This window comes from Arthrobacter sp. ov407 (genome assembly GCF_900102895.1).
Taxonomy (GTDB): Bacteria; Actinomycetota; Actinomycetes; order Actinomycetales; family Micrococcaceae; genus Arthrobacter.
Genome location: NZ_FNGD01000002.1, coordinates 249,781 through 263,806, shown reverse-complemented (window position 1 = coordinate 263,806; position 14,026 = coordinate 249,781). Strand labels below are relative to the sequence as shown.

Annotated in this window: 13 protein-coding genes; 6 read left to right on the top strand and 7 right to left on the bottom strand. The window is 67.4% G+C overall.

Annotation, left to right across the window (positions count from 1 at the left end; all coding sequences use genetic code 11):
* Nucleotides 1-176: 176 nt before the first annotated feature.
* Genes BLS42_RS03975 through nirB form a run of 3 tightly spaced genes read right to left on the bottom strand, consistent with a single transcriptional unit; the run spans nucleotide 177 to nucleotide 5,115 of the window.
* On the bottom strand, nucleotides 177-1,388 hold the full coding sequence (locus tag BLS42_RS03975) for a uroporphyrinogen-III synthase (RefSeq protein WP_090576768.1): 1,212 nt from the start codon (nucleotides 1,386-1,388) through the stop codon (nucleotides 177-179).
* An 8-nt stretch (nucleotides 1,389-1,396) separates the two neighbouring features.
* On the bottom strand, nucleotides 1,397-2,431 hold the full coding sequence (gene cobA, locus BLS42_RS03970; protein ID WP_090576765.1) for a uroporphyrinogen-III C-methyltransferase: 1,035 nt from the start codon (nucleotides 2,429-2,431) through the stop codon (nucleotides 1,397-1,399).
* Between the two features lie 2 nt (nucleotides 2,432-2,433).
* Nucleotides 2,434-5,115: a nitrite reductase large subunit NirB gene (gene nirB, locus BLS42_RS03965; RefSeq protein WP_256336226.1), complete on the bottom strand. Its 2,682-nt coding sequence runs from the start codon at nucleotides 5,113-5,115 to the stop codon at nucleotides 2,434-2,436.
* Nucleotides 5,116-5,371: 256 nt separating this feature from the next.
* Between nirB and nirD the strand changes: the two genes are divergently transcribed.
* Nucleotides 5,372-5,776, top strand: a complete 405-nt coding sequence (gene nirD, locus BLS42_RS03960; protein ID WP_090576762.1) for a nitrite reductase small subunit NirD — start codon at nucleotides 5,372-5,374, stop codon at nucleotides 5,774-5,776.
* On the opposite strand, the gene BLS42_RS03955 is transcribed toward nirD, so the two are convergent.
* The gene (locus BLS42_RS03955; protein ID WP_090576759.1) at nucleotides 5,773-7,512 is read right to left on the bottom strand and encodes a phospho-sugar mutase; all 1,740 of its coding nucleotides are present in this window, start codon (nucleotides 7,510-7,512) and stop codon (nucleotides 5,773-5,775) included. The two genes, nirD and BLS42_RS03955, sit on opposite strands and share 4 nt — an antisense overlap.
* A 127-nt stretch (nucleotides 7,513-7,639) precedes the next feature.
* Here BLS42_RS03955 and BLS42_RS03950 point away from each other — a divergent pair, with 127 nt between their 5' ends.
* A complete protein-coding gene (locus BLS42_RS03950) occupies nucleotides 7,640-8,119 on the top strand; it encodes an RrF2 family transcriptional regulator (protein WP_090576755.1) in 480 nt (159 codons plus the stop codon).
* Between the two features lie 47 nt (nucleotides 8,120-8,166).
* Here BLS42_RS03950 and BLS42_RS03945 read toward each other — a convergent pair whose 3' ends face one another.
* A complete protein-coding gene (locus BLS42_RS03945) occupies nucleotides 8,167-8,985 on the bottom strand; it encodes a purine-nucleoside phosphorylase (RefSeq protein WP_090576752.1) in 819 nt (272 codons plus the stop codon).
* 108 nt (nucleotides 8,986-9,093) lie between these two features.
* Here BLS42_RS03945 and BLS42_RS03940 point away from each other — a divergent pair, with 108 nt between their 5' ends.
* The 4 genes from BLS42_RS03940 to BLS42_RS03925 all read left to right on the top strand — a co-directional run bounded on the left by BLS42_RS03940 (nucleotide 9,094) and on the right by BLS42_RS03925 (nucleotide 12,567).
* Nucleotides 9,094-10,509 (top strand): NAD(P)H-quinone dehydrogenase, encoded by a 1,416-nt coding sequence (locus BLS42_RS03940; RefSeq protein ID WP_090577103.1) that lies wholly within the window; start codon nucleotides 9,094-9,096, stop codon nucleotides 10,507-10,509.
* A gap of 48 nt (nucleotides 10,510-10,557) precedes the next feature.
* Nucleotides 10,558-11,256 carry a hypothetical protein gene (locus BLS42_RS03935; protein WP_090576747.1) on the top strand — a complete coding sequence of 233 codons (699 nt, stop codon included), beginning with the start codon at nucleotides 10,558-10,560 and terminating at the stop codon, nucleotides 11,254-11,256.
* Nucleotides 11,257-11,414: 158 nt separating this feature from the next.
* A complete protein-coding gene (locus BLS42_RS03930) occupies nucleotides 11,415-11,888 on the top strand; it encodes a DUF805 domain-containing protein (RefSeq protein WP_090576744.1) in 474 nt (157 codons plus the stop codon).
* A 133-nt stretch (nucleotides 11,889-12,021) separates the two neighbouring features.
* On the top strand, nucleotides 12,022-12,567 hold the full coding sequence (locus BLS42_RS03925) for a flavodoxin domain-containing protein (protein ID WP_090576741.1): 546 nt from the start codon (nucleotides 12,022-12,024) through the stop codon (nucleotides 12,565-12,567).
* 3 nt (nucleotides 12,568-12,570) lie between these two features.
* Here the strand turns inward: BLS42_RS03925 and BLS42_RS03920 are convergent, their stop codons facing one another.
* Together BLS42_RS03920 and BLS42_RS03915 are read right to left on the bottom strand one after the other, a co-directional pair.
* Nucleotides 12,571-13,263: a hypothetical protein gene (locus BLS42_RS03920; RefSeq protein ID WP_090576739.1), complete on the bottom strand. Its 693-nt coding sequence runs from the start codon at nucleotides 13,261-13,263 to the stop codon at nucleotides 12,571-12,573.
* Between the two features lie 76 nt (nucleotides 13,264-13,339).
* Complete coding sequence (locus tag BLS42_RS03915; protein WP_090576736.1) at nucleotides 13,340-13,978, bottom strand: hypothetical protein; 639 nt, start codon at nucleotides 13,976-13,978, stop codon at nucleotides 13,340-13,342.
* Nucleotides 13,979-14,026: the final 48 nt, after the last annotated feature.

Below are 14,026 nucleotides of genomic sequence, written 5' to 3'. Positions count from 1 at the left end.
GGCCATCGTGTGGCCGATGTGCTTGATGAAACCCAGCGTAGGCGTCCGATTTTTCCGGGGTGTTTCCCGGGTGTTGCAACTTTTGCCCTGCCCGTTCGCCAGTATTTACCGGCCGGTAATGCCGTGCGTCACACCCGGGCGGCGGGTCCTCCGTGGAGACAGCTCAGACACCTGCGTTATACCCGGATCCGGTAGCCGCGCTTCACCACGGTTTCCACGAGCCGGGTGTCCGGCAGCGCGGACCGCAGCCGGCTGACGGTCATGTCCAGGGCATGTACGGAACCGCGTAGTTCCAGGAGGTCCGAGAGCGCTTCGCGGGACAGCACGGCCCCGCCGGCGCCAATGAGGGCGCGCAGCAGCAACAGGGGTGCCGGTGCCATGTCGACCGCCTCGCCGTTAATCCGCAGCGAGCGGCCGCGCAGCTCCACGCTGCCGGAAACGGTGTCGAGCCGGCGGACGTGGTTGAGCGCCAGATGCTCGCAGACCAGCCGGATCAGGGCGCCCATCCGGAAGCGTTCCGGGACCAGCGGGTGCAGCCCGGCGTCCAGCAGCGGCTGCGCGGTGATGGGCCCGACGACGGCGGTCGCCACCGTGGTCTTCAGGCTCTCCACGAGCTGTTTGTAGACCCCCATCTCGTGCGCCGTGCTCCACATGGCGTCCACGGCGGGGGCGCTCGTGAAGGTCAGGACATCCAGGTTGCCGCTGCACGCGGCTTCGATGAGCTTGGGCAGCCGGTCGGCGCCGTCGGGCTTGACCCAGCGGTACGGAGTGACGGTCAGGACGGTGGCGCCGGACATGCGCAGGCGCTCGAGCTGGCGGACATCGGTGTAGCCGTGCAGCTGCACCGCGACCGTCTTGCCCCGCACACCCTCGGCAAGGAGCATGTCCACGAGCGTGGCCGTGGTTTCGTCGCTGCTGATTCCGACGTCGGCGAGCCCGGCCGCCCGCACGGCGCCGCGGGCCTTGGGCCCGCGGACGAACATCCGGGTGGCGGAGAGGGTCTCCAGCAGCTGGTCGCCAATGCCAAACGTGTCCGCGGCCTCGCACCAGCGGCGCATGCCGTACGCGGTGGTGGCGATGCAAAGATCGGGCCGGGCGGCGATGATCACCCGGGTGTCCTCGACCAGGCTCTGGTCCTCCCGGACCGGGGCGATCTTCAGTGCCGGGGCGTGAAGCACCTCGGCACCGCGGCGCTCGAGGGCCTCGATGAGGTCCTGCGAGCGGCGGTGCGAGGTGACGCCGATCCGGAAGCCGTCCAAAGGAAGGTCCCGTTCGGTCGTGTCGTCGGCAGGTTCCGGCGCGGGTGCGCCGGGAGCTGCGGGGGTCAACGGGGTTATGGGTGCGCCGGGCTCCGGGAAGGTTGCGGCGACGGCGTTCAATGCGCTCATGGGAATCCTTACGCCTCCATCAGTGATGCTGCCAGTCGGTCGAACTCTGCCGTGGCCTCGGCGCAGCTGCGGTTGGCCTCGGCCACCCGGACAACATCCCCGATCACCAGGACGGCGGGGTTGCTGCAGCCCGCGGCTGCGGAGGTGATGGTGCCCAGCTCGGCGATGGTGGTGCGCTGGCCGGGGCGGTAGCCGCGTTCGACGACCGCCATCGGCATGTCAGCCCGCATTCCTGCCCGGCGGAGTCCGGCCGCGAGGTGGTGCAGGGTGCCGATGCCCATCAGGACCACAATGGTTCCGCCGAGCCCGGAAAGGTGCGTTAATTCGTTCTCGGTCAGCGGGGCATGGCCGGAGACCACGGTGAATATGTGGCTGACTCCGCGGTGCGTGACCGGGATGCCCGCGGCGGCCGGAACCGAGATGGCGCTGGTGACGCCGGAGATGACACGGACCGGCACACCGGCCGCGACGCAGGCAGCGACTTCCTCGCCGCCGCGGCCGAACACATAGGGGTCCCCGCCCTTGAGGCGGACAACATTGTTGCCGGCCAGCGCGCTATCCACCATGAGCTTTTCGATGTCGGCCTGGCTGACCTTGTGATGGCCGGGCTTCTTGCCCACATCCACGAGCTCTGCCGAGGTCAGGTCCGGCAGGTCCTGGTACGGGGCGAGCCGGTCATAGAAGACGACGTCGGCATCCCGCAGTGCCGCCACGGCGGCGACGGTGAGCAGCTCGGCGGTCCCGGGGCCGCCACCGACCAGCGTGACGTGTCCCTCCGGGCCGGACGCGGGCTCGGCCGCCACCGGAATGCCGGTGGCCTGGCACCGGCCCAGCAGGGCCTCCCAGCCGGGCTGGCCGTCGTCGACTGCCGCCACCAGGAACGGGCGCTCGGGCAGCGGGCCGTCCATGCCGGCGCCCCGCGGGGTGCTGAGGCGGAAGACGATGGCGCCGGCCGCTTCATAGCGCCGCACGGCCTGCCGCGCGGCGTGGTCCGCGCCCGTGACCAGGACTTCGCGTCCGGTGAGGTCAATGGTGAGCTGCATGGCTATACCTCGTTCTCGTCAGACAGTTCCGGGGTGGTGGCACGGACCGGAATGGAAGCGCCGATCAGGACTGGATGCTGACCGGCCAGCGCCTTTTCTTCTGCCGTCGCGGGGCGCATCTGGCCGCGCTCGTCGGAGACGAAGGTGATGGAGTCGTCCAACTGGTCCGGGGCGTTGACGAAGGAGCGGAAGCGGCGGAGGCGCTCGGGATCCTTCAAGGTGTCGGCCCATTCGTCGACGTAGGTGTCAACGTGCTTGGCCATGGCGGCCTCAAGGTCCTTGGCGATGCCCAGGGTGTCGTGTACCACCACGTCCTCGACGTGCTTGATGCCGCCGTCGAGCTCTTCCTGCCAGCGCGCGGTGCGCTGCAGGCGGTCGGCCGTGCGGATGTAGTACATGAAGTAGCGGTCGATGTACTTGATCAGGGTCTCGTCGTCGAGGTCCTTGGCCAGCAGCTGGGCATGCGCCGGGGTGGCCCCGCCGTTGCCGCCGACATACAGGTTCCAGCCGTCCGCGGTGGCGATGACGCCGACGTCCTTGCCCCGGGCCTCCGCACATTCGCGGGCGCAGCCGGAGACGCCCATCTTCAGCTTGTGCGGGCTGCGGAGGCCGCGGTAGCGCAGCTCAAGCGCGATGGCCATGGCCACCGAGTCCTGGACCCCGAAGCGGCACCAGGTGGAGCCGACGCAGGACTTCACCGTGCGCAGGCTCTTGCCGTAGGCCTGGCCGGATTCGAAGCCGGCATCCACCAGCACCTTCCAGATTTCCGGTAGCTGCTCCAGCCGGGCGCCGAACATGTCGATCCGCTGGCCGCCGGTGATCTTGGTGTAGAGGCCGTACTGTTCCGCGACCGCGGCGATCACGCCGAGTTTCTTCGGGGTGATCTCGCCGCCGGCGATGCGCGGAACCACCGAGTACGTGCCGTCCTTTTGCATGTTGGCCAGGGCGCGGTCGTTGGTGTCCTGCAGGGTGCCGCGGCCGGCGTCCAGGACGTAGGCGCTGTTCTGGCTGGCCAGGATGTTGGCGATGGTCGGCTTGCAGATATCGCAGCCGGCCCCGGTTCCGTACTTGGCCATGATCTCCTCGAAGGAGGTCAGTTCCAGGACACGGATGGCGTCGAAGAGTTCCTGGCGGGACAGCTCGATGTGTTCGCAGAGGGCCTTGGAGACCTCGACGCCGGACTTGGTCAGTTCGGTCTCGAGCAGCTTCTTGAGCATCGGCACACAGGAACCGCAGCTGGTTCCGGCGCGGGTGCAGCCCTTGAGCTCGCCGAGTTCCTGGACGGGCGCGTTGCCGTCGCAGGCCCCGCAGCCGTTGACGGTGTCGCGGATGGTTCCCGCGGAGACGTTGTTGCAGGAACACAGAATGGCGTCGTCCGGCAGTTCGGTTTCCGGCGCGTCGCCGCCGCCGGCCGCGGTGAGGTAGGCGCCGGGTTCGGCCGCCAGTTCGCGGCCCAGCATGGGGCGCAGGGACGTGTAGGGGGAGGCGTCGCCGACGAAGATGCCGCCGAGCAGGGTCTTGGCATCGTCCGTGGTGACGATCTTCTGGTAGACGCCGCGGGCGGGATCGGCGTAGACGATTTCGAGCGCGCGTTCCGTGCGGGCGAAGGCGTCGCCGAAGCTGGCGACGTCGACGCCGGAGAGCTTGAGCTTGGTGGCCGTGTCGAAGCCGGGGAAGGTGGCGTCGCCGCCGTGCAACCGGTCCGCGACGATTTCGGCCATCGTGTTGGCCGGGGCCACGAGGCCCAGGCACATGCCGCCGAAGTTGGCGACCTCGCCGATCGCCCAGATGCCTGAAACCTCCGTGGAGCAGTCGTCGGAGATGACGACGCCGCCGCGCGGGCCGAGCTGGAACTGCTGCTCTGCACCCTCCCCGGCCCGAAACAGCTCATCGCGGGGCCGCACCCCGATCGCGACGATCACGATGTCGGCGTCGATGATCCGGCCGTCGGCCATGAGGACGCCGGTGACCTGGCCGTCGTCGTCGGAGAGGACCTCGGAGGGGAACACCCCGCCGTGGACGGTGAAGCCCTTGGCCTCGATGAGCCGGCCGAGCGCCTGTCCGGCGCCCTCGTCCAGCTGGGTGTTCATAAGCCACGGCGAGCCGTTAATGACGATCGGGGTGGCGCCGAGCTGTTCGGTGCCGGCCGCCGATTCCAGGCCCAGCAGACCGCCGCCGATCGTGACCGCGGTGACCTTGCGGCCAAGCTTCCCGGTGAGGTCCGCGATCGCCTTGTTGATGGACCAGACGTCCTCAAGGGTGCGGTACACGTGGGTGAGTTCGGAACCCGGGATGGGCAAGCGGGCCGCGTCCGAGCCCGTCGCGACCACGAGCTCGTCATACGGATAGACGGTTCCCGCCGCGGTCCTGACCATCTTGCCGGCGGCGTCGATGCTGATGACGCGCTCGCCGGTCTTCAGGTTCAGGGCTGCGTGGTCCCACATGGAAGCGCTGCCCAGGGTGAGGTCGACGTCGCTGTCGGTGAGTGCCTTGCTCAACGCGACGCGGTCGTAGGGGAGGTGGGCTTCCTCGGTGAGGACGGTCACGTGCCAGCCATCGAGTCCGCGGGCGTGCATGGCATCGGCGAAACGGTGCGCTGCGGGGCCGCCGCCGGCCACCACAATACGGCGCGGAGCGGCGCTGGCTGCGCCCTGAATCGGGTGGCTTGAGGGGTGTCCGGTCACGGTGGGCCTTTCGCATGGGCCGCAGACGGTGCTCTGCAGCTTGTCGTCCCAGACTAGGCAAAGGGAATTTCGCTTCAGTTTCCCTTATGTTTCGTGATCTTAACTTCTGCATCACGAATGCATTTCCGGCCGTGTGAGCACTCTTTTACGCGCCGGACACATCCAGCGCGTCCGGATGAAACACCGCGGGCCTAGCTTGAATATGTGGCCGCAGCAGCGGTTGAGCCCGTATGGGATGCATCAGAGAGGGGCCGGGATGACCGCCGTACTTGAAACCGCAGTACACGACGCAGTACACGACGTTGAGGACCAGGCCGCTGGGCGGGCAGTTGGATCCGCAGTCGGCTGGCACCGGGTGTGCGCCGTGGCGGACCTGGAACCCGCGTGGGGCGAGGCGGCACTGATTGCGGGCCGCCAGGTGGCCCTGTTCCGCACCGTGAACGGTGAGGTTTTCGCCGTCGCCAACGAGGACCCGGCCACCGGGGCGAACGTCATGGCCCGCGGCATCACGGGGTCCCGCGGGGACCGCCCGACCATCGCCTCGCCGCTGCACAAGGAGGTCTACGACCTCGAAACCGGGCAGTGCCTCGGCAGCCCGGAACTCCGGCTCGCCACCTTCGGTACCCGGATTGTGGGCGGGTACATTGAGGTAGAGCTCTAGAGGCCCAGGGCCTCGCGGACGTCCGCCAGGACGTTGTCCAGCGCGGCGCGGGCCGCGTCCCGGGCTGCCGGAAGTTCGGCGGCCGAGTCGACACTGCGGATGACTTCCAGGTAGCACTTGAGCTTCGGTTCCGTGCCGCTGGGGCGGATGATGACGCGGCTGAGGTCCCTCGTCAGGTACAGCAGGCCCTCGGTGGGCGGGAGCTGCTCGGTGCCCACGGCCAGGTCAGTGACGGCCTCGACGCCGGAGCCACCGAACGATTCCGGCGGGCTGACGCGCAGCCGGTTCATCATCGCGTCCAGCAGGCCGAGGTCCGCCACCCGGATGCTGAGCTGGTCGCTCGCGTGCAGCCCGTGCACCAGGTAGAGCTCGTCCAGGGTGTCGAAGATGGTCTTGCCCTCGGCCTTTGCGGCCGCCGCGAGCTCGGCGATCAACACCGCAGCGGAAATGCCGTCCTTGTCGCGCACCAGCGACGGGGCGACGCAATAGCCCAGCGCCTCCTCGTAGCCGTAGACCAGCCCCGGCACGCGGGCAATCCACTTGAAGCCGGTCAGGGTTTCCTCGTGGGCGTAGCCTGCCGCGGCCGCGATCCGCGCCAGCAACCGCGAAGACACGATCGAGTTGGCGAACACGCCGGCCGGCGCCTCGCCGCCGGCGGCCTGACGCGCCACGACGTGGGCACCGAGCAGGGCGCCCACCTCGTCGCCGCGCAGCATGCGCCACGCGCCGGTGGCCGGGTCCTTCGCCGCCACGGCTGCCCTGTCGGCGTCGGGATCGTTGGCGATCACGATGTCGGCGTTCTTGCGCGTCGCCGCTTCGAGGGCCAGGTCCAGCGCCCCGGGCTCTTCCGGGTTGGGGAAGTTCACCGTGGGGAAGTCCGGATCCGGCTGCGCCTGTTCCGCGACGAGCGTGACGTCGTCGAAACCGGCGGCGTTCAGCACCGCCACCGCCGTTTCCCCGCCCACGCCGTGCATGGGGGTCAGGACGATCTTCAGCCCGCGGGCCGGGAAGTGTTCCGGAACTGCCAGCGCCGCGACGGCGCCCTGGTATTCGGTGGCGATCGAGGGGTTCAGTACGGTCCACCCGTCCGCGGCCAGGACGATGGAGTCCAAGGCGCCGACGGCGTCGATCTTCGCCGCAATCAGGGCGTCGTAAGGTGCCACGATCTGGGCGCCGCGGCCGCTCTCCTCAACCGCGTGACGGCCCAGGTACACCTTGTACCCGTTGTCCTGCGGCGGGTTGTGGCTGGCGGTGACCATGACGCCGCCGTCGCACTCCAGCGCCCGCACCGCGTACGCGAGCAGCGGGGTGGGCAGCGCGGCCGGCATCAGGAAGGTTTCAACACCGGCCTCGGTGAGGATCGCGGCGGTTTCTTCGGCGAAAATATCGGAGTTGTAGCGGGCGTCATAGCCGACGACGGCGCGCGGCCGGGTGCCGGGGGAGACCTTCTCGACGGCGTTGGTCAGGAAGGCGGTGAAGCCGGCGGCGGCGCGGCGGACCACCACCCGGTTCATCCGGTTCGGTCCCGGGCCGAGGGCCGCCCGCAGGCCGGCGGTGCCGAACTGTAGGGTGCCGCTGAAGCTGTCGGCCAACTCTTGGCGGGCCGCGGCGACGCCTCCATCGGTGAGTCGGATCAGCTCAGACAGGGTGGCGGCGGTGGCGGGGTCCGGGTCCTGGTTGGCCCAGTCGCGGGCATCGCTCAGGAGTCGGGCGAGTTCGGCATCAGAAGACGTCATAGGAACCAAACTATCGCCAATCGCGAGCGATTCCTGCCCCGAGAACCGAGAGTTGGGTTTCAGTTCCATCTCGAAGCCACCAGCGGGACCTTGACACCGAAATTTCCGGACACGTAGCGTCTGGAATATGAAGATGGGCCGTGGCGTGGAATGGGCCGTGCACAGTTGCGTCAACATGGCATGGACACCGCCCGGTGAGCCGGTGAACAGCGCGCGGCTGGCGGAGTTCTACAAACTCCCGGCGGCCTATCTCAACAAGCAGTTCCAGTCCCTGGTCCGCGCCGGTGTGCTGGAGTCTGTCTCGGGGCCCCGCGGCGGATTCCTTTTGGCGCGCAGGCCGGAAAACATCACGGTGCTGGACATCGTGCTGGCGCTGGAGGGCCAGGACCCGGCTTTCCGGTGCGAGGCGATCCTCGGGAATGTCCCGGAGCCGGATCGGCAGGAGAACTTCGCGCGGACGTGCCTTATTTCCCAGACCATGCGTCAGGCCGAACTTGCCTGGCGGCAGGCGCTGGCGCGCCAGAGCATCGCCGGGATCGCGGACTCGATCGAGCGGCGGTTCCCGTCCGACAAAACAAAGGTCCTGGACTACCTGGCCGTGGAATAACCGCAGCGAGGTAGTCCAGGACCGAACGGGCACCCGTAAAGCAGTGATCAGAGCTTGGCGATGATCTCCGCGAGCAGCTTGGAAATTCGCGGTCCGGCGGCCTGGCCGGCCTCGAGGACTTCGCCGTGGCTGAGCGGCACGGGGCTGATCCCGGCGGCGAGGTTGGTCACCAGCGAGATGCCGAAGACCTCCATGCCGGCGTGGCGGCCGGCGATGGCCTCCAGTGCTGTGGACATGCCCACCAGGTCCGCGCCGATCCGCTTGGCGTACTGCACCTCGGCGGGCGTCTCGTAGTGCGGGCCGGTGAACTGGGCGTAGACGCCCTCGTCCAGAGACGGGTCCACTTCGCGGGCCAGGCCGCGGATCCGGGAGGAGTAGAGGTCCGTCAGGTCCACGAATGTGGCGCCTTCCAGCGGAGAGGTGGCGGTGAGGTTGATGTGGTCACTGATCAGCACCGGCGTGCCGGGCGTCCAGTTCTCGTTGAGCCCGCCGCAGCCATTGGTCAGCACGAGGGTCTTGCAGCCGGCGGCCGCGGCGGTGCGCACGCCGTGGACCACGGAACGGACGCCCTTGCCCTCGTAGTAGTGCGTGCGTGCGCCCAGGACGAGGGCCCGCTTTCCCTCTTTGGTCAGTACCGAGCGGATGGTGCCCACGTGGCCCACCACGGACGGGGCGGAGAAGCCGGGGATTTCGGCGGCGGACAAGGTGGCGGTGGTCTCGCCGATCAGCTCGGCGGCGTCGCCCCAGCCCGATCCGAGGACCAGCGCGACGTCATGGGAATCGACGCCCGTCTCTTCGGCGATGTAGGCCGCGGCGTCGCGGGCGGCGTCGAAGGGGTCTGCATTCAAGAATTCTGTATAGCTCACTGGTACAAGTTATCGTGCGCCGGGCCTGCTGCCCAGCATGCACCGCCGGACCCGCGCGCGGTTCGGATTCTTGGTGGCTCCGGTTCGGATGGTGGACAATGGTTGATTGTGACTACGCATCCTGACTTCAGCTCACCCCGCATCGCAATTCTCGGCGGAGGGCCTGGCGGCTACGAGGCCGCCATGGTCGCCGCCTCGCTGGGGGCGCAGGTCACCATTATTGAGCGTGCGGGACTCGGCGGCTCGGCGGTGCTGACCGACGTCGTTCCCTCCAAGACCCTGATCGCGACGGCAGACCTGATGACCCGCGTGGCTGAGGCGGGGGAGCTGGGCGTCAAGTTCGACGTCGACGGCGGCGACTTTGCCCCGGCGATGCGCGCGGACCTCAAGCACATCAACGACCGCCTGCTCCGCCTGGCGCGGAAGCAGTCCGAGGACATCCAGGCCGGGCTGGAACACCAGAACGTCCGCATCGTGATCGGCTCCGGGAAGCTGCTGGACAACCACACCATCGAGGTCCTGACCTCCGAGGGCACCGAAACGGTGGAGGCGGACACCATCCTGCTGGCGGTCGGCGCCCACCCGCGCGAGCTGCCCACCGCGCGGCCGGACGGTGAGCGCATCCTGAACTGGGCCCAGATCTACAACATGGACGAACTCCCCGAAGAGCTGATCGTGGTGGGTTCCGGTGTCACGGGCGCAGAATTCGCCTCGGCCTACAACGGCCTGGGCTCCAAAGTCACCCTGATTTCCAGCCGCGACCGCGTGCTGCCGGGCTCGGACACCGACGCCGCCGAGGTCCTCGAGGGCGTCTTCGAACGCCGCGGGCTCAAGGTCCTCTCCCGGGCCCGAGCCGAGACCGTGGAGCGCACGGAGGACGGCGTGGTGGTCACCCTCGGTGACGGTTCCAAGGTGACCGGCAGCCACTGCCTCGTCTGCGTCGGCTCCATCCCGAACACGGCCGGAATCGGCCTGGAGGAAGCCGGCGTCGCGCTCACCGAGAGCGGCCATATCAAGGTCGACGGCGTCTCGCGCACCACGGCGCCGAACATTTACGCCGCAGGCGACTGCACCGGCGTTCTGGCCCTGGCCTCCGTGGCCGCGATGCAGGGCCGGATTGCCGTGGCCCACTTCCTGGGCGACGCCGTCATGCCGATCAAACTGCACCAGGTGGCATCCAACATCTTCACCTCGCCCGAGATCGCCTCCGTGGGCGTGTCCGAGGCCGAGATCGACTCCGGCAAGTACCAGGGCGACATCATCAAGCTGTCCCTGCGAAGCAACGCCCGCGCCAAGATGCGCAACCACCGCGACGGGTTCATCAAGATCTTCGCCCGCAAGGGTTCGGGCACCGTCATCGGTGGGGTGGTGGTGGGCCCGAACGCTTCCGAGCTCATCTTCGCGATCTCGATCGCCGTGACCCAGAAACTACATGTCGATGACATTGCCAGCACCTTCACCGTGTACCCGTCGCTGAGCGGCTCCATCTCCGAAGCAGCCCGGCGGCTCCACGTTCATATGTAACAGTTCACATGTGACAGTTCACATGTAGCAAAACCGGAGGCCGGAGCCATGCAGAGTCCCCGCTCGCTTGTTGAGCCGACGGAACAGAACTGTGCGCTGCCCTCCGGTCCGGAGGAACGCTTTGCCGGCTACGCCGTCATGGGCGTTCCGTTCAGCTCCGGCTACGTCCTGGCCTTTCGGCATTTTCCGGCATCGTCCGTCGGCCCGGGCTATATCTCGGTCTGGATCCGCGACCCTGCCGGCGTCTGGACGATTCACAGCACCACCGACCCCGGGACCTCCTGCCCCCGCTACTTCGGTAGCGCCATCGGCTCGGCGTCCACTCGCCGGGTCTCCATCCGGTGGCGTGACGGCTATTCCTTTAGCGTGGAAGTCGGAGCCGGCGTGGATCTGAGCTGGGATTTGACGCTGGCGGCGACTCCGGTGACCCGGCTTATGTCCGCGGTGTCCGGCGCCGTTCCGGAGCGGCTGTGGCGCAGCCGGACGTTCCTGCGCGCCATGGGGGCCGTTGCCGGCCCGGTGCTGGGGGCGGGGCACCTCGGGCTGACGGGCGCGGCGCCCAACGGCCAAATGTTCTTGGCGCGCCCGCGGCAGATGTGGTTTGTCCGCGATAGCAAAGCGCAGCTGCAGGGGCACAGCCTGGGACAGACGTCGGCACTGCCCGTCCAGGACAGGCTCGGGGAATTCTGGGTCCCGCAGCGCGGCATCTTCATGACCGGCTCGGTCTATTTCGAGCCGGGAAATTAGGACGGTGACTCCTTTGAAATTCCCGAAGCGCGATGGCCCGCTGAGAATGTGCACATGCGCGGATGAACGCGTTGTAAATTCTCGACGCCCAACGGAATTCCTGGGCACTGGCGGCCCTAGGATGAATCTCGTCATTGGCACTCATTCAAGGGGACTATATGAGTTATCCGCAGCAACCGAATGCATTTCCGCCGCAGGCCGGAGAGCCGCCGCTATGGGCGCCGCTCTACGGGGCTAACCTCACGCAGGCCGTCCAGCGATTCTTCAAGAAGTACGCCACCTTCTCCGGCCGGGCCAGCCGCAGTGAGTACTGGTGGTGGGCGCTGGCGTCCCTCATCGTCGGGATAGTCATCAACATCATCACGAGCACCGGCATGACGACTAATGCGTCCGGAGCCGCCGTGACAGGACCCGGTGCAATTGTCGGGTTGATCCTTGCTGTCATTTGGGGGCTCGGGACGATCGTTCCGTCCCTGGCCCTGCTGGCCCGGCGTCTGCATGACGTGAACCTGAGCGCCTGGCTGATACTGCTGGTCCTGGTGCCGTTCCTCGGCGGCCTAGCACTCCTGGTGATGACAATCTTGCAGTCCAACCCGGCCGGCCAGCGGTTCGACCAGCCATCCGGCTACTAGTGCGCTTCCGATATACGAAAAATCCCTGGCCGGGAATCCGGGCAGGGATTTTTCGCTTTCAGCGGTCTGGTCCATAGCCGTCCGGGGGCGTTAGACCCTACGACGCCAACCCGCACCGCTCCCACCATGGAACATGGCCAAAATCTATATCCCGTACGGGACCGTTGAAGGACAAACCGCCCAAATCGTGGAATACATCGCCGAGCTGATCCGCTCCCACGGGCACCAGACGGAGACGGCGGACCTCAAACATGCCGGCGACACCCTCCCGACGGGCTATGACGGCGTAATCGTCGCCGCTTCAGTTCATGTGGGCAAACACGAGGGGCACGTCACGGATTTTGTGAAGAAGAACCGCGGCGAGCTCGAGCGTTTGCCCTCGGCCCTGGTTTCCGTCAGCCTCGCCGCCCACGGAGACGAGGCGGAAGCGGAGGGCTATGTGCAGAAGTTCGAGGCGGACACGGGCTGGCGGCCCGGGCACGTCGGGTTGTTCGCCGGCGCTCTGCTCTATACCCACTATGGCTTCATCAAGAAGCACCTGATGAAGAAGATCGCCAAGGACAAAGGCTCCCTGGACACGGACACCACCCGTGACTACGTCTACACCGAGTGGGACGGCGTCCAGCGGTTCACCGAAGACTACCTGGCGTGGTTGGCCAAGCCGGCCAGTCAGAAGTAGGGCTCAGGAGTAGGCGTACGGCGGAACCGTGTCGCCAGGGGTGAAGGGTTTGAACCACTGCTCGAAATCCAGACTTGCGGCGTCGTCCTCGAGGACGTCGAGGTTGTCGGAGTACAGCGCGTCACTGTCGGCATCCTCCAACAGGACTTCCTCGACGTCGGCCCGCCAGTCCTCCGGAAGGTCCAGTTCATAGATGTCCTCGGTGATTTCCGCCTGATCGAGCAGGCAGCGGACGGCTAGTTCCGCTGCGAGGCATCCGGGGGCGGTCCAGCCCCGGACCAGAGACGCGGTGACGTCGGCCGCGACCACGATGAACTTCTGGGCGAACTTCGAGTCGTAGCTGGCGGCGAACTGTGGCGGCAGCGAGGACAGGACGGAGGTGCCGGCGATGTCGGTCGGCGTGAGAACATCCAGCGTGCTGATCGTTCCGAGATCGCGGAACAACTGGTCGATCAGGATGCTGGACGAGTTCCACAGGAGTCCGGCCAGCAGGCGGGTCTGGCCCACGGCTTTGTGACGGTCAATCGGAGCGACGTCGGCCATCTCGGCCAGGTCCTCGGGATCAAACTGGAGCCGCTGCTCGGCCGTCATGTCGTCCGGGTGCGGATCGAGCCCGAGCAGTTCCAGGCTCAGACCGGTGAGTTTCCCGGCGTCGGCCAGCAGTTCTTCGGTGATGTCGTCGTCGTCGGCGCTCATGCCCCCGATGCTACCCGCCGTTTGTTTCCGGCCCGATTCGCGTTACGCGGCCGGGTAACGCGGCGGCGCGGCAGTCTCAGGCGGCCGCCGGGTGAATGGTTCCCGACGTCGAACCGGCCTGGGCCATCCGGGCGGACAGCAGGTAGGCGATCCCGCAGACCAGGGGAACCAAGCTGGCCGCGATCAGTGATCCGACCGCGCCCGACCTTCCGATGATCGTAATCAAGAGCGGCAGCACCCCCAGGCCCACCAGCAGCCAGCCGGCCAGTGCGGTAAGCTTCAGCCCGAGTATGGCGGCCGGGAGAGCCAACGCGAGCACGCTGACGGCTATGACGGGGCCGTTGTCACTGAGGAATGTGCTCAGGGCAGCGGGGTCGAACGCAAGCCACACGCACGCGGCAATGAACGCAGAGGCGAGGGCGAGTAGCAGGGGAGCGGTTGCGGCCGGCCAGAACCAGGCCGAGACGCCGAGGATGAGCATCGGCACCACCCAGGCGAGCGTGATCAGCGTTCCGTTTGTTCCGCCCGGCTCCTGCATCGCGAACCCGCCAATGAAGAATCCCCCGATGACAGTGAACGCCGCCATGACGGCCGCTCCCGTGCGCGTCAGCGCGGCGGCCCGCCGCTGCGGATCCTTTTCGCGCGACATGACAACACCCATCACGACGGCGAACACAACAATCGCGCCGAGCGCCAAAATGACCGGGACGTTCATGGGATGCCTCCTGCGGATGAACGGAACCTACGTTCATTGCATCCCCGC